The following is a 25,279-nucleotide window of genomic DNA, read 5'->3' on the forward strand; positions in this document are numbered from 1 at the left end:
TAGTTAATTGTTTCGGATAATTTAGCGATCGCCCACTCGATCGCACAAATGTCTATCCTCCTCCTTCACATCGGCATTTGTTCGCAAGTAATCTCGCACGCGATCGCAACCATCAGCCAACAAATCCACTTTCAAAACTCGCTCCACATCCCACAAAATCAGCGTATTATCCTCACTCACAGAAGCCACAAATGACCCATCCCCACTATACGCTACCCCCCGAATCGCCGCAGAGTTACCTCTGAGCGTCGTTAATTGGGTACCGTCAAGCTTCCAAAACTTCAGCGTATTGTCTACACTACCAGAAGCAATAATATTACCATCCGGGCTAAACGCCACCCCCCATACCGCGGCCAGATGACCTTCCAGAGTTCTCAGTAACTTACCATCCACAGTCCAAAGCTTAATCGTATTGTCCCCGCTGCCAGAAGCCAGAAATTTACCGTCAGGGCTAAATGCCACCTTCCACACAGCAGCAGTATGACCTTGAAAAGTTCTCACTAAAGTACCATCAAGCTTCCACAGCTTCACAGAACCATCCCCTCCTGCCGAGGCAATTAGCTGACCGTCAGGGCTAAATACCACCTGCCAAATAGGAGCATGATGTCCTGTCATAGTATGCAATAAAGTACCATCGGGCCGCCAAAGCTTGATAGTATTATCTTGACTTCCAGAAGCAAGAATTTGACCGTCAGGACTGAAAGCCAATGCAAAAACCGTAGTGTTATGACCTACCAAAGTTGCGATCGCTTTTCCGTTTCGAGTCCCGATATTCACCTTATTATCAATTCTGCCAGAAGCAATTAACTTGCCATCGCCACTCAGGGCAACAGCATAAATCGCAGCGTTTTCTACAGTGAAAGTCCTCAACAATTTGCCTTGCCGACTCCAAAGCTTAGTCGTGCCATCCTCGCTGCCTGTAGCAATTGTAGAACTATCCGAACTCAGTGCGATCGCCCAAATCCCGGCTTTATGTGCAGTAATCATCGTCCCGAATAGGTTTTGACTCTGCCACAGCCGCACCGTATTTTCTGCACCCGCCGAAGCAATAAAACTGCCGTCTGGGCTCCAAGCTATCCCCCAAATCGAGGCACTGTGACCTCTCAATGTCGTCCATTCTGTTCCGTCAAGATTCCAGAGTTTTACAGTTTGATCGCGACTTGCAGAAGCAAGAGTCTGACCATCTGGACTGAAAACAACTTCGGAGACTACAGCAGAATGACCTTCAAGCGTTCTAAGCAAAGTACCGTTTTTGTTCCAGAGTTTCACCGTTTTGTCTCCACTTGCTGAAGCCACAATCTGACCGTCTGGACTAAACGCTGCTGCAGATACCACAGAAGTATGACCCCGGAGAGTTCTTAACAGTTTGCCGTCTTTGTTCCAGAGTTTCACCGTTTTGTCTCCACTTGCCGTAACAATAGTCTGACCGTCTGGACTGAAAGCCACTGAGGGTACCCCAGCAGTATGACCCTGGAGAGTTCTTAACAGTTTGCCGTCTTTATTCCAGAGTTTCACCGTTTTGTCCATGCTGGCAGAGGCAATTGTTTGACCGTCGGGACTAAACGCCACTGTCCAGATACCAGCACTATGACCCTGAAAAGTTTTCAACAAAGTGCCGTTTCGCTGCCAAAGTTTTACAGTTCCATCATCACTTCCAGAAGCAATAAACTGACCGTCCGGGCTAAATTTTACAGACCGAACGATCGCCTGATGACCTTTAATTGTTGCTATTTCCGTTCCGTCCCGACCCCAAAGTTTAATAGTTTTATCCACACTTGTGGAGGCAATAAACTTACTGTCTGGACTAATGTCAATTCCTAAAGCTGCCATTTTATGTCCCGATAAACGGTTGTATTCAACCCCTTCATAAACCGCTTGACGCAATACATTTATCACTTGATCTTCAAGGTTTTTATCTTTATTGCCTAAGTTTTGTAGTCGGCGCTTAGCTTTAATTGCTTCTATTAGTGCATCCAATCGGCGATTAGAGGCAAACAGTCCCTCCGAGGAAGAAACCAGCGCTTCAATTTCACTCATCCGAGCTTCGCGCTCACTAATAACGGCTCGGCGATACTGAAAATAACTTGTTACTCCTAAAGCACCGGCAAGCAGCAGTGCAATACTAACAGAAAATAGTAAGCGCCTCTGTCGTTTCGCTGCTTTTTTTTCTTGAATTAATCGCATTTGTTCCTCTGCCAGCCGCGCTTCCACTTCTTTGGTGCGTTCTGCTTCTAAAGCTTGTTGAACTTCTCGCCTATCTAGTTCGGCACTAGCAGCTAAGAACTGATAGTCTAGGTTACTCAAGCTTTTTTCCTGCGCCCAGATTTGACCATCTTTTAAGGCTTGTCCCCGCAAAAGTCGGGAAAAATCTGTTTGTTGTGAAGCAACCCAAGCATCGAAGGTTTGCGAGTAGGGGCGCAGTTGCCCTAATTGCTTGTCTACCCATTCGAGGTTAAAAACTTCAGCATAAACCCTGTTTCTCACCTGTAAATAACCATTATTTTTGACAACTAATCCCGATAATAATAGTTCAATTTGTTCTGGTGAGTCATCAGTTGATACTCCTCCCGCTCTTTTGCTCAAAGGTAGAAATATTTCATTTGCTTGTAGGGGCAATTCCCCTGTAGTTGCCCTATAAAGATTTGGATCAGGCACGGGGGTACTGCCCATAGAGTCCTCTTCAAAGTCCCACAATGAAACAGAACCGCTGGTTAAGGGGGGATTATATTGTAAAATTTGCTGGTAGATGCCGAGTAATCTGCCCGCGCGTTGTTCGTTGCGAATAATCCGATCCTTTATGGTTTTTAAATGCTCCGGCTCATCCTGAGATTCCCATTTATTAATGATATTTTGTCGCACTAAATGCTCTACCCAAGCCTCTTCTGTTCCTGCTGGAATTGTTACCACTTTTTGCGGTGTACTTTGAGTTGCTATGTAGGCTAAATAGCACAGCTTTTGCGTCAGGAATGGCTGCCCAGAAGTCCAAGCCAATATCTGTTTGAGAATAGCTTGATAATTATTGACTCCACTTGCCAATCCCGCGGCTAATGGCTGGGCTTCTTCTAGTTCAAAACCTCGTAAATGTATCGCTCTACCAATATTAAAAGGAGTTCGTTTTTTATCAGCAATTAAATCGCTAGGTGTTGCTACTCCAAATATTGCAAAAGTAATGCGATTATATTCTGGATTAATTGAGCGTTGATTATAGCAAAAGCGAATTAGGGCAAAAAAATCATCGACAGGGAAATCTAGACTGAGAACACTGTCAATTTCATCAATAAATATAATGATTTGTTGGTCAAAAAACTTGACTAACAAAATATCTTCAATAAAATGACTCAATCTTTGCAGAAATGATACATCTTCTTCATCACGCCACCAGGTTTTTAAGTTAACTTGCCCTAAAAGATTGAAGCCGCGCCACAGTTCCCCAATCATGCCTTTATACCACTGTAAAGGAGTGATATTTTCACTGCCAATACGGGTCATGTCGATCGTGCTGCATTGAAAACCTTCTGCTTGCAGTCGGTGCAGGGTGCGGACTAAGAGAGAAGATTTGCCCATTTGCCGGGAGTTAAGGACGTAACAAAATTCGCCAGCTTTTAAGGCTTCATAAAGTTCGGAATCTGCTTGCCGCACTACGTATGTAGGCGCATCACTGGCGAGACTGCCACCAATTTGGTATGTTACCTGAGTCATGCCGTTTATGGGATAATTTGAAATAGAGCTTTTAGCATCAAAAAAGTTGGTTTAGGATGTGGTGCGATCGCTTGCTTTCCCCGATTTCAACTTAACGGCAGAACAGATTTTTCAGGTGGGGCAATAACTAAACAAAGTGGTGCGAACCAAAATAGAGGCGGTACAACTCGCAGCTTAGCGTACAGCGGTTGTTATCGATATGAAGCAGGCCCATACTAAATAATTTAGAAGCTACTATCGGATCTAATTCCACTCCGTGTTCCGATTTTACCACTTGTTTAAGTGCAACCGCAAGTTCGGGATACTCTTGCAATGTTGCCCAAAAACTCCGCAAGTAATCTTTATAAATTCCCGCTATTGTCGGAGCTTCTTGTAGTAGCTGATCTAGCCTGACACTGTTTTGACAGAGGTGGTAAAGAGCGAGCCGCACCAGATAAGGATGTCCCCCCACCATTGCCATCAGTCGATCGGCATCGGAACCCTCTGTCCAATCTAGTCCGTGACGCTGCGCTAAAGCAAGTATCTGCTCTTCTGTAAAATAGGGCAATTGCAGCGGTAAACCGACATTAAAAGGCGATTCAGTGAGCTTTAAAGGAATATAAATTTCTGTGGAGTGAAGAACGATTAACCGCAGTTTTCCCAAAGTTTCAATCCGCTTTGCTTCTTCATGCCAGCTTCGCAGCAGCGGCAAAAATTCTCTGGCAATTTTGGGATACTCAAAAATTCTATTTACTTCATTTAAAGCTAACACAAGAGGGGTACTTATTTGTGCTAATATATATTGTTGCAAATAGATAGTGCAGCTTACTTTGCTACCCATGTCTTCATCCCAATAATCATCTAATAGAGGTGGTAATTCTAGGTGACGGCTGATGTTGGCACAAAACCAGCGTAAAAATTTATCGATATTGGCTAAGACAGCTTCCTCGGCTTGCTGAAAATCTAAACTTACAGTTCGATAGTCAAGAGAAGTCGCGCGCTCTAAAATGCGTAGCAGAAGGGAACTTTTTCCCATCTTCCTGGGAGCTTTAATCCGCAGCACACTTCCTGGTTTGGCAATCTCTCGATAGGCGAGTTCTTCAATTAGCGGGTGATGGATATAAAATGGCGAACCGAGGGGCACGGGAGATCCGGGAAATTCTAAAGGTGTGGCTAGGCATTGGCTGCGGGTGAATGCTTCAATTAATTCTCGTTCCTCTGTGGTCAGGGAACGTGATTCTACACAAGAGCGAAAATTTGATTTACTAATAGATGTCTGCAAGATTTGAGAGAGAGATTGCCACAAGGATGAGGCGATGTTTCTCAGGTAATGCTCTCCGTAATGAGAGGCAGATGCGATACTTGTATAAGTCTTTCCTTCCCAAACTTGGCGGAGTATGATTTCTTGTACGGGATATAAATCTTTTTGTAATCGGACACGAGTTAGCTGTAGTACCTCATCTATCGTCATAATTTGCAATTATCCCGTCAGTGTATCGTTGATATTATCACTTATAATTGACTGTAAAGCTGAGAGCGATCGCCTATTGGATTGCCACACGCTCCTGTCGCGACATTTTTCATGGGGTAATTGGTCACATCGGTTAAATCTCTCCCGAAGAGTATCACTATCAATAATCAAGAATTCCCTCGCGCGGTGGGGGCGGGTGTATTTAACCTGTCTGCACTCTTCAAGGGTACAAGAGTGAACCCATCTCTACAGGTTTTTGAGAATGGTTCTCTTCGTTAAGTTAAATTCGTGACATCCGTTAAATCTGGTGATTTCCCCGTTGCCTGACCGATCGCTGAGTGCTATAACCTAATTTCAATGGGCGCTGGCGCTCCTACTGGAAAGGAATCTGTGCTCAGTTTTTCTTGATCGTTGGCCAAAATGTCATGTCGGTGTCACAGTTGATAGTGAAGGCAGAATTAAAAATGTGACAGTTGACTTTGCTAAAGCTTAGTCGATTGATGTTAAGTTAATTAACAGTAGTTTCAGCTCGCTGCATTTACTGCTCACAAGTGTTAAGTCCCAAACTCTAATTATTATTGGGGGGCTAGCATTTTTTTTAATACTCCTGTAACCACCTCTAAAAAATATTAGCAAATAACCGAGTTGTTTGAGGCAAATGGTTCATAAAATGTTTCCAAATTATTTTATTCCTCACGGCCATTGCTACTTGTGGAAGCCTGGATTGGTGGGGCTACACGTTTTGTCCGATGGTTTGATAGCCGTCGCTTATTTTTTGATACCGCTCACGCTGATTTATATTGTCAAAAAGCGGCAAGACGTGCCTTTTGACTGGGTTTTCATGCTGTTTGGCTCTTTTATTATCTGCTGCGGGATTACCCATATTATGGAAATATGGACGCTGTGGCATCCTAATTATTGGTTCTCTGGTTTTCTTAAAGGGATTACTGCGCTGATTTCGCTATGTACAGCAGCAGTGCTGGTGGAACTAATCCCAAAAATCTTGGCGATTCCCAGTCCCGCTCAATTGGCGGTGGCAAATAGGGCTTTACAAAAGGAGATTGGCGATCGCAAACAAGCTCAAGAAGCACTCTCGGAATTAATGCTAGAATTGGAAAAACGGGTTATTGAGAGGACGATCGCTTTAGAAGTTGCTAATGAACGTTTGCAACAGGAAAATCGCGATCGCTCTTTGGCGGAAAATTCATTGCGGCACTCGGAAGCTAAACTGCTAGAACAAACTCAGCATTTAGAGAACGCTCTGCAACAACTTAAAGGCGCTCAAGCTCAACTCGTGCAAACTGAAAAAATGTCGTCTTTGGGGCAAATGGTAGCTGGGGTTGCCCACGAAATAAATAACCCTGTTAACTTCATTTATGGCAATCTGATTCCGGCTGAGGAATACATTAAAGATATTTTGGAATTGATTAAGGCTTATCAAGTTTATTACCCCACTCCTGCACCGGAAATTGTAGACAAGATTAACAGAATTGATTTAGGTTTTATTTTAGAAGACCTGCAAAAACTTTTTCGTTCGATCCAAATTGGCGCAGAGCGAATTAGGGAAATTGTTAAGTCTTTACGAACTTTCTCCCGGTTAGACGAAGCCGAAATGAAAAAAGTAAATATCCATGAAGGGCTCGATAGCACTTTAATGATTTTGCAGCACCGCTTGAAAGAACAACCAAACCGTCCACCTATCCAAGTGATTAAAGAGTATGGAGATGTGCCAGCATTGCAATGCTACGCTGGGCAGCTTAACCAAGTATTTATGAATATTTGTTCAAATGCTATTGATGCTTTAGAACAGATTGTACAGGAGGGATATTCGACCAACGGCTATTGGGAAAATAATTTATCTGACAACTTACAAAACACCTATTGCCCACTGCTAAAAATTCGCCTCCGCACCCTTTTAGTTGATGGCAAGTGGGTGCAGATTCACATTGCGGATAATGGCACTGGCATAGATTATGATGCGATCGCTAAAATTTACGATCCATTTTATACAACGAAACCTATCGGTGCTGGTACCGGGCTGGGTTTGGCGATTTCTTATCAGATTATTCAAGCCCATGAAGGTTATTTGCGCTGCACTTCCGAGGTTGGGAGAGGTACGGAGTTTATTATTGAAATTCCTTTGCGCTCGCAATTTGGCGAGCGCCACCATCTGCACAAGCAAGCTGTTATGAACAAGCGGGGTTTAGGCGTTAATAAATAATGCTGAATCCAGCTACAATTTTCGGCTTATTTTATTTTTTTGCCTAACTTAGGCATCATCAAATCCATCTTATCTGCCAATAACAACTATTATGTGGGAAGCACTCAAAAATATCTTTTCCCCAACTCAGTATATGCCTCACGGTCATTGCTATCTTTGGCAAACGCCTTTAGTGTGGCTGCACGTAACTGGGGACTTTTTAATCGCGATCGCCTACTATTCAATTCCGGCGATGCTAATTTATTTTATCTTCAAGCGCCGCGATGTTCCTTTTTTAGGAATATTTGGTTTATTTGGTGCATTTATTATTCTGTGTGGCACGGGTCACTTGCTAGACATTTGGACGTTGTGGCATTCCGCTTATTGGCTGTCGGGGATTGAAAAAGGAATTACTGCACTGGTTTCCTGCTACACCGCCGCCTCGATGGTAACACTATTGCCCCAGTTTTTGTCCTTAAAAACCCCCCAAGAATTAGAGGCAATAAATTGCAAGTTGCAGACTGAGATTGCGGTGCGTGAAGAGGCTGAATTAGCTTTGCGCCACGCTTATGATGACTTAGAAATTAAAGTTCAAGAACGCACCGTACAGTTGAGAAAAATCAACGGTTATTTAGAAGCAGAAATTAAAGATAAAATAGCCGCTGAATCCGCTTTGCGAGAACGAGAAACTAGATTAACAGAACAACAAAATGGCTTGCTAGAATTAGCAAAAAATTCTAGTATCTACGAGGGAAATATCGCCGAGGCGTTGAGAGAGATTACGCAAATGGCAACCCGTACCCTGGATGTCGATCGGGGAAGCGTTTGGTTTTATAAAGAAGATAAATCAGCACTCTGCTGTGCCGATCTTTACGAACTGACGGCAAATCAACACAGTGAGGGTGCAGAACTGAAAGTGGCTGACTATCCTAGCTATTTCCAAGCTTTGAAGACAGAACAGGCGATCGCAGCGGTTGATGCCAAAACCGATCCGCGCACCCAAGAATTTAGAGAATCTTATTTGATTCCTTTAAACATCTCATCAATGCTAGATGTTCCTATTACCCATCAAGGACGATTTGCGGGTGTAATTTGTTTGGAACGTCAGGGCACGCCGAGGAAGTGGACGCTCGACGAACAAAGCTTCGCTAGCTATTTGTCACAGATGACAGCTTTAGCAATGGAAGCTCGCGATCGCAAGCAAGCCGAGTTAACATTGCGTTCTGTCACCGAACGCTTGCAATATTTGCTAGCGACTACTCCGGCGGTGATTTTTAGCTGCAAATTAGGGGGAATTTTTGATGTAACATTTGTCAGCGATAATATTGTTTCAATGATTGGTTACGAAGCCAGAGAATTTATTGATGGTTCTCTTGATTGGCATAGCCTCATTCACCCAGACGATCGAGAACTTGTTGCTACTTCATACGCTCAGATATTGGAAAAAGAATCGATTTCCTACGAATACCGCGAACGGCACAAAGACGGTAGTTATCGCTGGATATACGATGAGGTTAAGTTAGTCAAAGATGCTGCTGGCATACCTGTGGAGTGCGTTGGTTATGGAGTAGATATTACTGCTCGCAAACAGGCGGAAAGAGCCTTGCAGCAACAAGTAAAAAGGGAGCGGCTCGTGAATGCTATTCAAGAGCGAATTCGTTCCTCTCTTAACCTAGAAGAAGTGCTGACAATGGCTGTGGAAGAAGTCCGCCAGTTTTTGTCAACAGACAGGACTATTATTTACCGCTTTAACCCTGATTGGAGTGGATTGGTAGCCGTCGAGTCGGTAGCAGCCGATACAATGCCGATTTTGGGCATTGACATTAATGACCCTTGCTTTCGAGAAGGCTACATTTCTGCTTACGCACAGGGACACATTCGCGCGATCGACAATATTTATACAGCAGGTATTTCAGAGTGCCACGTTAATTTACTGAGCGAGTTGGAAGTTAAAGCTAACCTCGTGGTTCCCCTTTTGCAAGGTGAAAAACTATGGGGGCTACTCATTGCTCATCACTGCCGCAGTCACAGGCATTGGAACTCTTCTGAGATAGAATCTCTCAAGCAAATTTCCGTGCAGCTAGCAATTGCAATTCAGCAATGCACCCTTTTTGAACAAGCCAAAACAGAAATTGCCGAACGTAAATTAGCAGAAACAGCATTACAAAAAGCTGTCGTAGCTGCTGATACAGCTAACCGCGCCAAGAGCGAATTCCTTTCTTCTATGAGCCACGAATTGCGGACTCCCCTAAATGCCATTCTCGGATTTAGTCAGGTGATGGTGCGCGATTCATCTTTAAACAATCAACACCAGCAGCACCTAGAAATTATTAATCGCGCCGGCGAACACTTGCTTTCGCTAATTAATGACATTTTGGAAATGTCCAAAATTGAAGCGGGCCGAAGTCAGCTTAATGAAAGCAGTTTTAATTTAATGCGCTTGCTAAAAACCTTAGAAGAAATGTTTCGATTAAAAGCTAAATCTAAGAAATTGCAGCTAAATTTGGAAGTGGGTGACGGCGTACCGGACTTTGTTAGTGGAGACGAAGGTAAATTGCGGCAAATTTTGATTAATCTTGTAGGAAATGCGATCAAGTTTACAGAGAGGGGTAGCATTACTTTGCGAGTGAAAAAGAAGGTAGAAGAAAGTTTGGGGGCTGAAACCGCAGAGTTGTCCGACACACAAACAAAACTTGCCGACGCGGGTTCTGAACATTCCGAAAACTTAGTGGTTGAAACCGCAGCTATACAAAAAAAACCCGGATGGTGCACTGGTTTTAATCAGTCCATAAGCTTGGCAGACTGTAATTGTGTAGACGCGAATGAGCTTCGCCCGGAATTGTTACGCCTTCAGTTTGAAATTGAAGATACTGGCCTTGGCATTGCCCCTGAAGAGATGAATAAGTTATTTGAACCATTTGAGCAAACAAAAACCGGTCAAAAATCTCAACAGGGGACTGGGTTAGGTTTACCAATTAGCCGCAAATTTGTACAAATGATGGGAGGAGATATTACTGTCAGCAGTACACCTGATTTGGGAAGTAAGTTTGCATTTGATATTCAAATCAGCCTTGCCACTCCCACCGAGATTAAAATCCTTCAACCGCATAAAAAGGTCATTAGTTTAGCACCAAATCAACCAGAATACCGGATTTTGGTTGTTGACGATCGCGCCGATAACTGCCTAGTCATAGAGAGATTATTGTCACCACTAGGCCTCATCGTGCGATCGGCTAGAGATGGTGAAGAAGCTATTGCTGTATGGCAGGATTGGCAACCACACCTGATCTGGATGGATATGCAGATGCCTGTCATGGATGGCTATGAAGCCACCAGAAAAATTAAAGCTCATCCTCTCGGAAAACAAACTGTAATAGTTGCTCTTACTGCTAGCGCTTTTGAAGAGGAACGACAAACTATTTTAGGAGCAGGCTGCGATGATTTCATGCGTAAACCCTTCGAGGCAAAGATATTATTTGCGAAAATGGAAGAACTTTTAGGAGTGCGTTACATTTACGAGGAATCTGTTGATGCACCACTAGAAAATGAAAGCGAAATTAGCGGAGGGACTAGCAATCAATCTGTCGAGTCACAACTCGCTCAAATGCCTCTTGAGTGGATAGAAAAGATATCTCATGCTGCTCATGAATGTTGCGACGATAAAATTGTCAGCTTGATTGAGGAAATGCCGAGTGAGTTTGCTTTCGCCGCCGAATATTTAACTACTTTAGTGCAGGATTTCCTCTTTGACGATATTATAGATATAGCGCAGTCAGCAGTTCAACGCTGTGAAGATACCAGTTTTCAACTAATCTAAACTTAGGAGGCTAATTTATTTAAAAAAGACCTAACCTTCAGCCCCAATAGCGTCTCCTTGCCATCACTTTTTAGGAGAGCCAATTGGAATTTCTACTGTTTCGTTTTTTTTGAGGTAAAATTCTTAAGTGTTAATATCTTTTCTCTTAACAAACTACCGTGAGCGATCGCATGGACAGCCATCAATATCCTACAATTCAAGCAAACATTTTAGTAGTTGATGATAAGCCAGATAACGTGCGGCTTTTATCTACAATTTTGACGACACAAGGGTATCAGGTTCGTAAAGCGCTGAACGGGCAAAGGGCGATCGCTACAGTGCAAGAGTTTCCGCCGACTCTCATTTTGCTGGACGTGATGATGCCAGACATGAATGGATATGAGGTATGTGCAAAGTTGAAAGCTTCACCACAAACCAGTTCGATTCCCGTGATTTTCTTAAGCGCCTTAGATGACGTTTTAGATAAGGTGAAAGCTTTTGAGGTGGGAGCAGTTGACTATATTACTAAACCTTTTCAAGGTAAAGAAGTATTGGCACGAGTGGCAAATCAGTTAACAATTCAAAGTCAACAACAGTTACTTCAAGAGCAAACGAAGCAATACCAAGAACTTGTCGAACGTTTGCAAAACGAAATTAAAGAGCGGCAGGGAGTGGAGCTCGCTTTACGGCTTGCTCAAACAAAGTCAGATCATTTATTGCTGAATATTTTACCAGCAGCGGTTGTTGAAAATTTGAAAAAGGGCGAGGGTTCTCCTGCCCAGAGGTTTGATTCAGCAACAGTTCTTTTTGCCGATATTGTCGATTTTACGTCTATTGCTGCTAGAATGTTACCTCTAGAATTGGTAAATGTACTGAACCATATTTTTTCAAGGTTTGACCAACTAACTGAAAAACACGGTTTGGAAAAAATTAAAACAATTGGAGATGCTTATATGGTAGCGGGGGGGTTGCCTGTGCCGAGGGCAGATCATGTAGAAGCGATCGCGAATATGGCCTTGGATATGCAGGAAGCGATCGCTGATTTTCAAACTGACAGAGGCGAACCATTTCAAATTCGGATTGGCATTCATACAGGGCCCGTAGTTGCTGGCGTAATTGGCACTAAAAAATTTATCTATGACTTGTGGGGAGATACTGTTAATGTTGCTTCTCGGATGGAATGTCAAGGATTACCGGGATATATTCAAGTTACTACTGCTATTTACGAACTGTTAAAAGATCGGTATTTATTTGAGGAAAGAGGTGCGATCGCGGTTAAAGGAAAAGGAGAGATGATCGCCTATTGGCTAAAAGCTAAAAAAGATGATTCGGCGGTTGAAAGCGATGCTTGTCAAACGCAGTTCACTCCTACCGAACTAAGAGAGTACCCACATACCCCACTTCTTTAAGAAGTCGGGCATCTAACCTAGTAGCTATGGAGGAACGTCGAGCTAATCCTTAAAAAATGAAAATAATTTGCAGTTTCCAATTTGTATTTTCCCGGACGATTTCAATGCGATCGATAAATTCTCGAAAGTAAAACCTGCGTTCTGATTCTGATAAATCGAGCCAAAATTGCTGCAGGGAAACTGTTTGGGCAATTTCTCGCAAATTTACTGGGGGTAGTTGCGCTAATTTGCTTTGGAGTTCGGCAATTTCGGTGCGGATTTTGTATGCTCTAAACTCTGCCGTTTCGGTGTCTAATATGCCGCTGTCAATCAGGGCCCAAAGTTGCTCTATGATTTCTTGTTTCGATGCGATCGCGCCGACAATTCCTGCTTTAATTCCACTCATATTCGGCATTTGCAACCCAGCAACAGCATCGGGTAAATCCCGACAAATACCGACGATGGTTAATTGCAATACTTCATCGTAGGAAAGGCCGCTACATTTAGGCTGTTGTGGACAGTTAATCGGTCGCAAATAAAGGTATTCTTTTTCTTTGCGGTAGGAGGTGACTTTGGCAACTGTCATGGGCGATTTGCATTCTGCACAAATTGCTAAACCTGCGAGGGAACGTGGGGCGCTAGCGCTGCGAGGAGAAAGGCAGCGGTTGCGGCGCAGTAACCTGTCTATTTGGGCGGCTTCTTCTCTGGAAATAATCGAGGCGTGGGTGTTAGAAATTACTTGACCGTTTTGATATTCCAAATCGCCTCGGTAGGCGGGATTTGTCAGCCAGCGGCGGCCGGTACTTACAGAAATTTTTTTGTTGTATTTCTTGGCTAAATACCGCACGGAACCTCGCAAGGAACCGTAAATTAAAAAGTGTTCAAAAAAGTCTTTGACGGTGGGGGCGGTGGTTTTATCGATCGTATAACAATCTTTGCCGCGCCGATAGCCGTAGGGAGCCTTACCCGGTGGCATCCGGGATTTGATGCGGTTGCGCGCGTGTCCTTTGCGAATACTCCGGCTGTGTTGGCTGCGCTGGATTTCTGCGAGGATTTGCAGCAAGTTTTGGCGGTTTCGTGGTTCTGTTTCTGCTTGTACGATGATTTCGACGCCGAGGTTTTCGAGTTGGGCGAGGTGCGAACACACTTGCTGCAATGTGTCGCCTAGTTCTTCAAACCGCTGAATTAATAAGTATTTGATTGGTTCTGTTTGGCAGTCTTTGAGGAGTTGCTGAAGTTGCTGCCGCCCTCCTAAGTCTTGATAGGTGCGATCGACTTCTTGGCCCCAATTTTCCGGTGCGGGTGCTGCTTCCAGTAGCGGTTCGGTGTAAGAATAGGCGATGATTTTCATCTGTTACTCGCTGAGTTCGATGATGTTGCCGTCGGGATCTTGGGTAAATAATGCCGATCGACCTGACGCGCTCATTTGAAACGGGCAATTGTGAGCGATTAACTGCTGTTTGGCTGCCTCTAAGTTGGCCACAGAAAATGCTAGATGTCGGTTGCGTCCCCATTTAGCCTTGTCTACGGCATCTGGGATAATTGTTGCACCTAAAATTAGGTGGAGCTGGAAGTCGCCAATTTGATACCAGATTCCGGGAAATTTTAAGTCTCGATCAATTTTTTGCAGTTTTAGTACGGTGCTGTAAAAGTGTTGGGATTGTTCCAGGTTGGAGATGAGGATGGCGCTGTGGAGGGATTGAGTAATTTGCATTTTTGTTGGGATTTATGGTTTTATTTTAACCGCTGATGCAGGCTGATGAGCGCGGATGAACGCAGATTTTTTTGAGGTTGGTTGAGTTTTTGATATGATAACATTGTCCGTCGCTATTAATATATCCATTATCAAGTCTTGTAACAAAAAACTGCCCGCTGGGAGTGTTTTTAACAATGGTTTCTCAAAAAAGTGCGATCGTCTCCAGAGCGGGCAAATTCCGTCTCCGCAATGTCTTGGTAGTTCCCTTTGTTCTCCAAATTTTGGCGGCTGTTGGCTGCGTTGGCTATCTCTCTTACAGAAACGGAGAGCAGATAGTCAACGATATTGTTAGTCAGTTGCGGCACGAAGTGAGTGCGAGAGTTTACGAACGTGTCCAAACCTATCTGGAAGCTCCGCCACTGGTGAATCAGATCAATCAGGATGCTGTACCTTTGGGGGTGTTGAACTTTGACGATTTGGAGCAAGCTAGACCATATTTTTGGAAACAAGTTCTGCAATTTAAGTCGATCGGTCACGCGGGAATTGCCAACGAAAAAGGTCAGTACCTGCGTGTTGGTTGGGTAAATCGGCTGGTTGGACTTGAACAACCTCAGCTTGCCCAGCAACTGATTCCGGGGGGTGGCGACTTGATATATTACAACCTTGACGATAATGGAAACCCGACAACAATCGAAAAAAACACGCCCAATTATGATGTTCGCACGCGCCCTTTTTACAGAGTAGCTGTTGAGAAGAAACAGGCAGCTTGGAGTGAAGTTTATATTAATTTTGGCTACGGTACGCTGCAAATTAATGCGAGTCTACCCTATTATGATGCCGAAGGGAAACTAATTGGCGTGCTGACTTGCCAGATGGGACTAGATCAAATTCGCCACTTCCTGCAAACCTTAAGGGTGGGTAATTCCGGTCAAGTATTTATCATTGAACCCCAGGGTGAGTTAATAGCCACTTCGGTTAAAGAACAGCCTCTTTCGGTGGGAACAGGCAAAGATACAAAGCGGCTCAAAGCACAGGAAAGCAGCAACCCGCTGATGCGTCAAAGTGTGGTTTATCTGCTCGATCGCTTCAAGCGTTTGGAAGACATCCATCAAACTGTTCAACTTGACTTTAAGTTTAACGGTGAGCGGCAATTTATCCAAGTTTCTCCGCTAACTGACAAGTACGGCCTCAATTGGCTGAGTGTAGTAGTAGTTCCTGAAGCGGACTTTATGCCGCAAATTTATGCTCACACTCGGCAGACTATTTTGCTGTGTATTGTGGCTCTCATTGTCTCTGTTGGAGTGGGTATTTTCACCGCTAGCTGGATTACTCGCCCCCTGAACCAAATTGCTAAAGCTTCAGAATATCTAGCAGGTGGTGCTCTCAACCAGAACGTTGATTCCAGTCTGATTTTGGAAATTGAAACCTTAAGAAATTCCTTTAACAGCATGGCTAGACAACTGCAAGAATCCTTTGAAACGCTAGAAGATAAAGTCAAAGAACGTACCTCTGAACTCGCTACAGCCACTAAACAAATTGCCACTCTCAACCAGCGCCTGAAAGCGGAAAACCTCCGCATGAGCTCCGAGCTCGATATGCTCAAACAAATGCAGCAGTTGATTCTGCCCAAACCTGCTGAACTTGCAGCCATTGAAGATTTAGATATTGCCGGATTTATGGAGCCAGCCTCGGAAGTAGGTGGTGATTACTACGACGTACTTTGTACTAACGGAGTTGTCACGATTTGCATTGGTGATGTCACCGGACACGGATTGGAAAGCGGCATTTTGATGGTGATGACTCAAGCTGCTGTCCGCACTCTTCAGGAAATGCAAGAATCCAACCCGGTGCGTTTTTTAGATACTCTCAACCGCACTATTTATAAAAATGTCCAGCGCATGAACTCCGACAAAAATATGACACTAGCTTTGCTCAACTATGCGGATCGCACAATTAGTATCAGCGGTCAACATGAGGAAACTCTTGTGGTCAGGAGAGGTGGTCAAATCCAGCGGATAGACACCATAAATTTAGGATTTCCGCTCGGCTTAGATGAGGATATTTCCGATTGGATCAGCCATGTTTTAGTAGACTTAGAGCCGGGGGACGGGGTGGTGCTTTATACTGACGGCATCCCCGAAGCTAGAAATATGCACAAACAATTCTACGGTATCGAAAGACTCTGTGAAGTGGTTTCTCAAAACTGGCATTTGAGCGCCGAACAAATTAAGGAAGCCACCATTGATGATTTGCGAGACTTTATTGGAGAACAAAAGGTTTTTGATGACATTACTTTGCTTGTTATCAAGAAAAAGGATTAAATCCTGTCTGTTTTCCTTCTTGCTTTCTTCACCCAGCACTGCTATGTTAAAAAACGATATTTAGGATCATCGGCTGTGTTTTATATAAAAATATCGGGGTAAATTTTTTATAAAAGGCTGGCTCTACCCCATTAGTGATTAAATATCTATTCGGGTATCTAAATAAATGAGAAACAGCATCTTTCGACTACACCAGCTATCAAAGCTTTTTACGACCAGCCGCGAGTCGAGCAAGACGAACTATATCCGCAATTCGCACCAGTAGTCAAGAACCCAAACGCAAATTTTCATAACTCTATTTCCGACAATAAAAGAATAGCGATGTACCAAGAAATTTGTACGGAATTCAACCAACAGGAACCTGAATATCCCCAATGTGACTTTACCAGGCGATCGCTCCTACGAAGCAAGCGCTTCAAAGGTTTTTAACAAAATTGATGTGATTGGCGCTCTGTTAGCGATCGATCATTGTTTTTTGGTCAAATCTTCCCTAAACCTTGCCGGCTGTAGTAAACTAATCACTAATGACCGCAAACTTTTTTATATTGCTTGAACTAAAAGCTGACTAGGATTTAGCAACCTGAGCGTTGGTATGTACGTTCTGAATTGCTGAAACCATTGCCCCCAATTGCATCGCTCCATCGATTTGTGCCATCTTCCTTCAACATCTAGTATAGTAACTATGACCCCGATATCAATTCCGGGCTACCGGGCGATCGAACAACTCTACTCAGGCGCCAGAACCTTCGTTTACCGAGGTTTTTCTGAATCCGACAATCAACCAGTCGTCATCAAACTGCTCAAATCTGAGTATCCCACTTTCAGCGAACTGGTGCAGTTTCGCAATCAATACACCATTGCCAAAAATATTGAAAATTCCGGTATAGTCAAACACTTGAGTCTGGAAGTATACCGTAACGGTTTTGCCTTAGTGATGGAGGATTTTGGCGGAATTTCTCTAGCCGAATACATCACCACTGATGCTTGGAACCTCAAGGATAAAATTACCACTAGCCTAGAAAACTTTTTACAAATTGCCATTAAAATTAGCTCTTGTTTAGAAGCAATATATAACAGCCAAGTTATTCACAAAGATATCAAACCGCAGAACATTATAATTAACCCTAAAACTCAAGAAGTTAAAATAATAGACTTTAGTATTTCCTCGCTTTTGCCTCGCGAAAATCCAGAAATTAAAAATCCCAACATCTTAGAAGGGACATTAGCTTATATGTCTCCCGAACAAACTGGAAGAATGAATCGTGGGATTGACTACCGCACCGATTTTTACTCGCTCGGAGTAACTTTTTACGAACTGTTGACAGGACAATTGCCATTCCAATCTACCGAGCCGATGGAATTGGTTCACTCTCACATTGCTCGCCAGCCAATTCACCCGATCGCCCTCAATCCTGCCATCCCCCAAGTATTGAATGACATAGTGCTCAAACTGATGGCAAAAACAGCGGAAGCACGCTATCAAACAGTTGGTGGCATCAAACACGATTTAGAAAAATGCTTAAACGACTACTCAGAACATGGCACTATTCAACTGTTTGAATTAGGCAGCAGAGACATTTCCGAACGCTTTGTCATTCCCGAAAAACTTTACGGCAGAGAAACCGAAGTTTCGGCTTTATTAGCAGCCTTCCACCGCGTCGCCTGTCCCCAAGAAAATTCCGCAGCCGCCGATTTGGAGGTTTCCCCTAGTAGCAGCCGAGAGCCTCAGAAACTCCCCCGTACAGCTACTACCGAAATCATGTTGGTAGCAGGCTTTTCCGGGATTGGCAAAACCGCTGTGGTTAACGAAGTTCACAAGCCAATCGTCCAGCAGCGGGGATACTTTATCAAGGGGAAATTCGACCAATTCAGGCGCGATATTCCCTTCTCAGCATGGGTGCAAGCTTTGCAAAGTTTCCTGCAGCAATTACTGACAGAAAGTGTTACTCAAGTTCAGCAGTGGCAAGCCCAAATCTTGTCCGCTTTAGGCGATAATGCTCAGGTAATTATTGATGTTATCCCAGAATTAGAACTGCTGATTGGCAAGCAACCTGCTGTCCAGGAATTAGAACCCAGTCCTGCACAAAATCGCTTCAATCTGTTATTTCAAAAGTTCATTCGTGTCTTTGCTACCAAAAATCACCCCTTAGTGATCTTCTTAGATGATTTGCAATGGGCAGATTCAGCATCTCTGAAACTAATGCAATTGTTGCTAGGCGAATCAGAGGGTCAACATTTGCTGCTAATTGGCGCTTATCGAGATAATGAAGTTTCCAGCGTTCATCCATTAATGTTGACTTTATCAGAGATTCGCAATCTACCAAATCGCAGTAGTGATCGACCCGCCCCTATCATTAATCAAATTACTCTCGCGCCACTTTCAAAAAATGACTTAAATCGTTTAGTTGCTGATGCTTTAAGTTGTCCGCCGTATCGATCGATTTCTTTAACCGAATTGATTTTTCAAAAAACTAAAGGCAATCCTTTTTTTAGCAATCAATTCCTCAAAAGGCTGCATGAAGATAAGTTAATATATTTCGATTTTAGCCCGTTGGATGGCGGAGAAAGGGGTGGTTGGCAGTGCGATATTACTAAAATTAGAGAATTGACCGTCAGCGATGATGTCGTCGAATTTATGGCGAATCAATTGCAAAAATTGCCGCTAACTACTCAAAATATTTTAAAACTAGCTGCTTGTATTGGCAGTCAATTTGATTTAGCAACCTTAGCAGTTGTTTGTGAAAAATCTCAAATAGACACTGCGGCTGATTTATGGAAAGCATTGCAAGAAGGTCTAATTTTACCGCAAAGTGAAGTTTACAAATTTTTTGCAGATGATGGGGAGTCTGCACCATTAGCTGTTGCCGATTGTCAATTGCCCACTTACAAGTTTTTGCACGATCGCGTTCAACAAGCTTCTTATTCTTTGATTCCCGATGAGGCCAAACAGTCAACTCACCTAAAAATTGGCAGATTGTTGTTGAGTAATACCCCTGAAGATGACAAAGAAGATCGGATATTTGATATTGTCAACCACTTGAATGTTGGAGTGGGATTAATTGGCGATCGCACCGAAAGAAATCAACTAGCTTCCTTGAATTTAATTGCGGGACGTAAAGCTAAAACTTCTACAGCTTATGCTGCTGCGGTGGATTATTTAACTATCGGCAGAAATTTGCTAGCAGAGGATAGCTGGACAAATTTATACGACTTGACGATCGATCTTTATGTAGAAGCGGTTGAAGCCGAATATTTGAATACCAATTTCGATTTGTCGCACCAACTTGCGGAAATAGTTCTATGTCGATCGCACAATCTCCTCGATCAATTCAGAGTTTACGAAGCGCAAATTCAGTCTTATATTGCTCAAAATCAGATGAAATCGGCAGTAGATACTGGATTGCAAGCTTTGGGCATGCTGGGTGTTTCTTTGGAAACAGAACTTCCCGTTACAGTAGAGATATCTGCCTTAGCTAATTTGCCCGAAATTAATGATCCTTATAAAATTGCGGCTTTGAGGATTTTATGTGCGATCGCTTCTGCCGCTTATCTAGCTAGTCCAGAAATTTACCCCGCCGTTGTGTTTACAATGGCACATATTTGTAGCAAATATGGGAACTCTGCACCGGCTAGTTATGCCTATGCTTGTTGCAGTTTAATCTGTGAAGTAATCGGAGAAATTGAATTAGGCTATCAATACGGCCAACTATCTTTGCAGGTATTAGATAAATTCCCATCCCAAGAATTTCACTCGAAAGTTGTGATGGTGTACAATGCTTGCGTGAGACATTGGAAAGAACCCATTCGATCGAGCATCTCGTCTTTGGTATCAGCAGTCCAAAGCGGTTTAGAAACTGGCGATATCGAGTATGCTTGCTATTCGGCTATGTATCTTTGCATCTACAGCTTTTTTAGCGGTGAAGACTTAAGCTCTGTAGATCAAAAATACGAGCAGTATATCGAGTTTATGCTTAATTCCAAACAAGAATATCAGACTTATTATACTAAAATCTGGCGACAACTTACATTAAACTTACAAGGATTAGCTGAGGACAAGTGTCGGTTAGTTGGGGAGAGTTTTAATGAAGATGAAATGTTGCCTGTTTTGCTGGCAGCAAATAATGTCTCTTCCATCTTTGGGGTTTATTTTGCTAAATTGGTTGTGAATTATTTGTTTGGCGATCGCGATCGGGCTGTGGAAAATGCCCAGCTAGCAGAGCAATATGTCGCGGGTGTCGGCTCATTGATGATGGTTCCCCAGTACAATTTTTACCATTCCCTCGCCCTCGTGGCACTGTATCCCCATGCTGATTCGATCGCTCAAGAACAATACTTGAACCAAGTTGCAGCCAATCAGGAAAAAATGCAAACTTGGGCATTCCATGCACCGATGAATTCTCAGCACAAGTATGACTTAGTAGCAGCAGAAATAGCACGAGTATTGGGACACAGGCTCGAAGCAATGGATTTGTACGATCGCGCCATTGCTACGGCAAAAGAAAACCAATACCTCCAAGAAGAAGCACTAGCAGGGGAATTGGCAGCTAAATTCTACCTTGAATTAGGGAAAGATAAAATTGCCCGCGTCTATCTAACGGACGCTTACTACGCTTATGCTCGCTGGGGAACTCAAGCAAAAATTCATGATTTAGAACAAAAATATCCCCAATTACTCAGCCAGATTCTCGAACAAAAAACAAGTTTGTATGCGGGAGATACAATCGAGCAAACTAGAGTGGGCACCCTCACCTCTACTAGCAATAATATTGGCACTCTGCTGGATTTGGCAACAGTTATTAAAGCTTCTCAAGCCATATCGGGAGTAATAAACGTCGAGGAATTGCTATCAACTTTGATCCGAATTGTGACCCAAAATGCGGGAGCCTCAAAAGGCTCTATTATCTTAGAAAGAGCTGGCAAATTATCGATTGTTGCTAAATGCTTAGACGAGCGCTGCTATTTGCCCAATATTCCCCTTTCTCAAAGTCAAAATCTTCCCATCACTGCCATTAACTACGTTTGGCGTACCAGAGAAACCTTGGTAATTAATGATATTGCTACTGAAAATATCTTTGCTGCCGACCCCTACATTATTCAGCACCAACCTAAATCTGTATTGTGTACTCCCATAATTAACCAAGGTAAAGCGATCGGCATTTTGTACTTAGAAAATAGTCTCGCCCCAGGTGCATTTACTCCTGACAGATTGGAAGTCTTAAAAATTCTATCTTCCCAAGCAGCTATATCGCTGGAGAATGCTCTGCTATATCAAACTCTAGAAGATAAAGTTGAAGAACGTACAGCCGAACTAGCCCAAGCGAATCAGGCAATTTCTGCCCTCAACCAACGCCTCAAAACAGAAAATCTGCGGATGAGTGCCGAACTCGATATCCTCAAACAAATGCAGCAGTTAATTCTGCCCAAACCTGCGGAATTAGCAGCAATTGCAGAGTTAGATATCGCTGGCTTTATGGAACCAGCAGATGAAGTTGGTGGCGATTACTACGACGTACTTTGTACTGACGGGGTGGTGACGCTGTGCATTGGTGATGTCACCGGACACGGGCTAGAAAGCGGGATTTTGATGGTAATGACTCAAGCTGCAGTTCGCGCTTTGAAAGAAGTTCAACAAATAGACCCGGTTCGCTTTTTAGATACCCTCAACCGCACTATTTATAAAAATATCCAGCGGATGAACTCGGACAAAAACCTGAGCCTAGCTCTCCTCAATTACGCAGACAGTACAGTTAGTATTAGCGGTCAACACGAGGAAACTCTCGTAGTCAGAAGATGCGGTAAAATTGAGCGTATTAACATGATGGATTTAGGGTTTCCCATCGGCTTAGATGAGGATATTTCCGATTGGATTAGCCATGTTTTAGTAGACTTAGAGCCGGGGGACGGGGTGGTGCTTTATACTGACGGCATCCCGGAAGCTAGAAATATGCACAGAAAATTCTACGGTATGGAAAGACTCTGTGAAGTGCTTTCTCAAAACTGGCATTTGAGCGCCGAACAAATCAAGGAAGCCACCATCGCTGATTTGCGAAAATTTATTGGAAAACAAAAGGTTTTTGATGACATTACTTTGCTAGTATTGAAGCAACAGGGAAATATTGTGCATAATTTATGATTGACGGTCGTCAACCCGGTTTCTACGAGGGAGCTGGGATTTAGTGACCAAGCATCGAAGCAGAAACAGGATTTCGAGTTCCACGTGTGTAAGTTCTAATATTTTACAGAGAGTCAAACAATTTTGCGCTTCCCGATTGGGAAGTATAAATTATGAAACCACAAATAAATTTATCACCATCTAAATCTGCCGAAGAACTCCATACCCAGCTACAGGATTTGACCCAAAAACTTGAGGAAGTAGAGGATGAAAAAAATAGCTATGAAACCTTAGTAGAAATTGTCACGCAACACTCCACGGATCTGGAAAACCAGATCCGTCATAAAAACCGAGAGATGCAGACTTACATCGAGCAGGTAAAAAAAGTCATAGATGCAGCTATTGCTGTAAAAAACAATAGCTTTCAACCCCAGATATTGTCAGATGTGGCAGCGCGCAGTGATGCACTGGGAGAACTGGCACAGGTATTCTCGCATATGGTGCAAACGGTGAAAGCGCGGGAACAAGAATTAGAGAAACTTTTGCAGGCTTACGGACGTTTCGTTCCCGATGAATTTCTCCAATTTCTCGGCAAGCAAAGCATGGTTGATTTCCAGCTTGGAGATCACGTGAGCAAAGAGATGGCAATTATGTTTTCCGATATGCGGTCGTTCACCACGATGGCGGAGCAAATGACTCCTCAAGAAAACTTTGACTTCATCAATAATTATTTACAACAAATTAGTCCCGAAATTCGTAAGCACAACGGTTTTATTGTCAAGTATATTGGAGATGGAGTCATGGCAGTTTTTCCTGATGGCGTGGATGATGCTATTCAGGCAGGAATAGTGAAGTTGGAGCAGTTGCAAAAATACAATCAAAGCCGTAAAATAAATGGGGAGATACCGCTGAAGATTGGCATTGGTATCCATGTGGGTGATACGATGGTTGGGATTATTGGAGATGCGAATCGGATGCAAGCAGATGCGATCTCTGATCATGTCAATCTCACCGCTCGTCTGGAAGGTTTGACTAAGTATTATGGCGTATCTTTATTAATTTCTGGAGATGTGGTACAACGTTTGAGTCAACCCGAAAAGTATCATATCCGTTTTTTGGATCGGGCTATTGTCAAAGGTAGACAAGAAGCTATTACAGTTTGTGAGGTGTTAGATGTTGAAGTAGAACCAGTGCGATCGCTCAAAATTCAAACTTTGCCTATATTTGAGGAGGGACTCCAAGAATATTGTCAGGGAAATTTTGCTAAGGCCATAGTTTGTTTTGAACAGATAGTAGCGCTAAATCCAGATGACAAGCCCAGTCAACTTTACCTAAAACGCATCCAATCGCTGTTAGAAAATAGTCTTCCTGCTAACTGGAATGGCGTGTGGAAATTCACCAAGAAGTGACCTTAATACATCAATTGGAGCGAGAAAAATCATGACATCTGGAAGCTTAAAAACAATGACACAAATCTTTGGAGAATTCATTGAAGAATTTCCTCCTGAACACGACTCCCTAGAACTTACATTTACCCCCAGTTCTCGCCCGATCAAACAGCGGTGGCGCAACAACAGGCTTTCAGCTCATTTTGTAGCCGATTATTTATCTAGCTTTCTACCGGTGGATGAGGAGGATGCTAGCAGCGAGAAACGGATAAAAGAAAGCAAGGGAGCTGTGAGCTACGTAGCAAACGAACTGTTAGAAAATGCGATTAAATTTAATAACGATGATACCAATTACAAGGTCAGATTTGGTATACATTTTATTGGTGAAACAGAGGTGACGGCGGTAATTTTTGCCAGTAATAGTGTCACTTCAGAAGGGGCGAATAAGTTGAAGGAGTTTATTGAAGAAATTATGGCTTCCGATCCCAATGAACTTTATTTGCAGCAGCTTGAAAAGAATGCGGAATCGGAAAGTGATACATCGGGATTGGGATTGCTGACGATGATTAATGACTATTCAGCTAAGATAGGTTGGAAATTCGAGCCCAGGCCAGATAGTGATACCATCATTCTTACGACTGTGGTTCAAATTAGGGTCTAGTTTCTAGCATTTCAATATTTACTCTCTTGTGCGATCGCAATATTTTAGTCAGGAAACCAAATCACAATGGGCATTCAAGAAATTAAAGGTGAAGATTACAGGATTCAGTACGATCTAGAATCAGTCACACTCACTTTCCAAGGGGAACTCAGCCTGAGCGGCCCTCCCGAATATGCACCAATAGCCGAGTTGTTAGATGAGGTAGCCAATGGCGAACCGCCTACTATTACCTTGAACCTAAAACAATTGGAATTTGTTAACAGTTCTGGTATCAGTATGCTGTCTAAATTTGTCATTAGCGTCCGAAAAAAGAAAACGATTCAACTTTTGGTATTGGGTTCAAATGATATTCCTTGGCAACAGAAATCTCTCAGAAATTTAGAAAAGCTGTTGCCAACTTTGAAGCTAGAATTAGCGTAGGATATGTTTGACACTCCCTGACCTGAAGGCGCAGGGATTCTTGGATCATCCAGTCGGTTTGCTCGTTGATGTCACCACCAGCGAGTAGAGATCGGTCTGTCCCCCAGCGTGAATTCCGGTGTGCCCCACCGTATTTAAATTGATTCCT

The 25,279-nt window shown here is 43.2% G+C and carries 12 protein-coding genes; 8 read left to right on the forward strand and 4 right to left on the reverse strand.

The window, feature by feature from the left end:
* Window positions 1–21 precede the first annotated feature (21 nt).
* Both QUB04_RS26440 and QUB04_RS26445 read right to left on the reverse strand, forming a co-directional pair.
* Window positions 22–3,699: a WD40 domain-containing protein gene (locus tag QUB04_RS26440; protein WP_333289007.1), complete on the reverse strand. Its 3,678-nt coding sequence runs from the start codon at window positions 3,697–3,699 to the stop codon at window positions 22–24.
* Window positions 3,700–3,826: 127 nt separating this feature from the next.
* Entirely contained in the window at window positions 3,827–5,149 is a 1,323-nt protein-coding gene (locus QUB04_RS26445; protein ID WP_333289009.1) for an AAA-like domain-containing protein, read from the reverse strand.
* 670 nt (window positions 5,150–5,819) lie between these two features.
* Here QUB04_RS26445 and QUB04_RS26450 point away from each other — a divergent pair.
* The 3 genes from QUB04_RS26450 to QUB04_RS26460 all read left to right on the forward strand — a co-directional run bounded on the left by QUB04_RS26450 (window position 5,820) and on the right by QUB04_RS26460 (window position 12,554).
* Window positions 5,820–7,370, forward strand: a complete 1,551-nt coding sequence (locus tag QUB04_RS26450; protein WP_333289010.1) for an ATP-binding protein — start codon at window positions 5,820–5,822, stop codon at window positions 7,368–7,370.
* 91 nt (window positions 7,371–7,461) lie between these two features.
* Window positions 7,462–11,166 carry a GAF domain-containing protein gene (locus tag QUB04_RS26455; RefSeq protein WP_333289013.1) on the forward strand — a complete coding sequence of 1,235 codons (3,705 nt, stop codon included), beginning with the start codon at window positions 7,462–7,464 and terminating at the stop codon, window positions 11,164–11,166.
* Between the two features lie 170 nt (window positions 11,167–11,336).
* The gene (locus QUB04_RS26460) at window positions 11,337–12,554 is read left to right on the forward strand and encodes an adenylate/guanylate cyclase domain-containing protein (protein ID WP_333289015.1); all 1,218 of its coding nucleotides are present in this window, start codon (window positions 11,337–11,339) and stop codon (window positions 12,552–12,554) included.
* A 49-nt stretch (window positions 12,555–12,603) separates the two neighbouring features.
* On the opposite strand, the gene QUB04_RS26465 is transcribed toward QUB04_RS26460, so the two are convergent.
* Entirely contained in the window at window positions 12,604–13,884 is a 1,281-nt protein-coding gene (locus tag QUB04_RS26465) for a recombinase family protein (protein ID WP_333289017.1), read from the reverse strand.
* Between the two features lie 3 nt (window positions 13,885–13,887).
* The gene (locus QUB04_RS26470; RefSeq protein WP_333289019.1) at window positions 13,888–14,247 is read right to left on the reverse strand and encodes a VOC family protein; all 360 of its coding nucleotides are present in this window, start codon (window positions 14,245–14,247) and stop codon (window positions 13,888–13,890) included.
* A 176-nt stretch (window positions 14,248–14,423) separates the two neighbouring features.
* Here QUB04_RS26470 and QUB04_RS26475 point away from each other — a divergent pair, with 176 nt between their 5' ends.
* The 5 genes from QUB04_RS26475 to QUB04_RS26495 all read left to right on the forward strand — a co-directional run bounded on the left by QUB04_RS26475 (window position 14,424) and on the right by QUB04_RS26495 (window position 25,131).
* The gene (locus tag QUB04_RS26475) at window positions 14,424–16,550 is read left to right on the forward strand and encodes a SpoIIE family protein phosphatase (protein ID WP_333289021.1); all 2,127 of its coding nucleotides are present in this window, start codon (window positions 14,424–14,426) and stop codon (window positions 16,548–16,550) included.
* 682 nt (window positions 16,551–17,232) lie between these two features.
* The gene (locus QUB04_RS26480) at window positions 17,233–22,683 is read left to right on the forward strand and encodes an AAA family ATPase (protein WP_333289023.1); all 5,451 of its coding nucleotides are present in this window, start codon (window positions 17,233–17,235) and stop codon (window positions 22,681–22,683) included.
* 152 nt (window positions 22,684–22,835) lie between these two features.
* Window positions 22,836–24,071: an adenylate/guanylate cyclase domain-containing protein gene (locus QUB04_RS26485; protein WP_333289025.1), complete on the forward strand. Its 1,236-nt coding sequence runs from the start codon at window positions 22,836–22,838 to the stop codon at window positions 24,069–24,071.
* A 31-nt stretch (window positions 24,072–24,102) separates the two neighbouring features.
* A complete protein-coding gene (locus tag QUB04_RS26490) occupies window positions 24,103–24,711 on the forward strand; it encodes a DUF6272 family protein (protein ID WP_333289027.1) in 609 nt (202 codons plus the stop codon).
* 66 nt (window positions 24,712–24,777) lie between these two features.
* Window positions 24,778–25,131 (forward strand): slr1659 superfamily regulator, encoded by a 354-nt coding sequence (locus QUB04_RS26495; protein ID WP_333289029.1) that lies wholly within the window; start codon window positions 24,778–24,780, stop codon window positions 25,129–25,131.
* The last annotated feature ends 148 nt before the right edge of the window (window positions 25,132–25,279 follow it).

Origin of the sequence: Microcoleus sp. D2_18a_B4 (assembly GCF_036702475.1) — a bacterium.
Taxonomy (GTDB): domain Bacteria; phylum Cyanobacteriota; class Cyanobacteriia; order Cyanobacteriales; family Microcoleaceae; genus Microcoleus.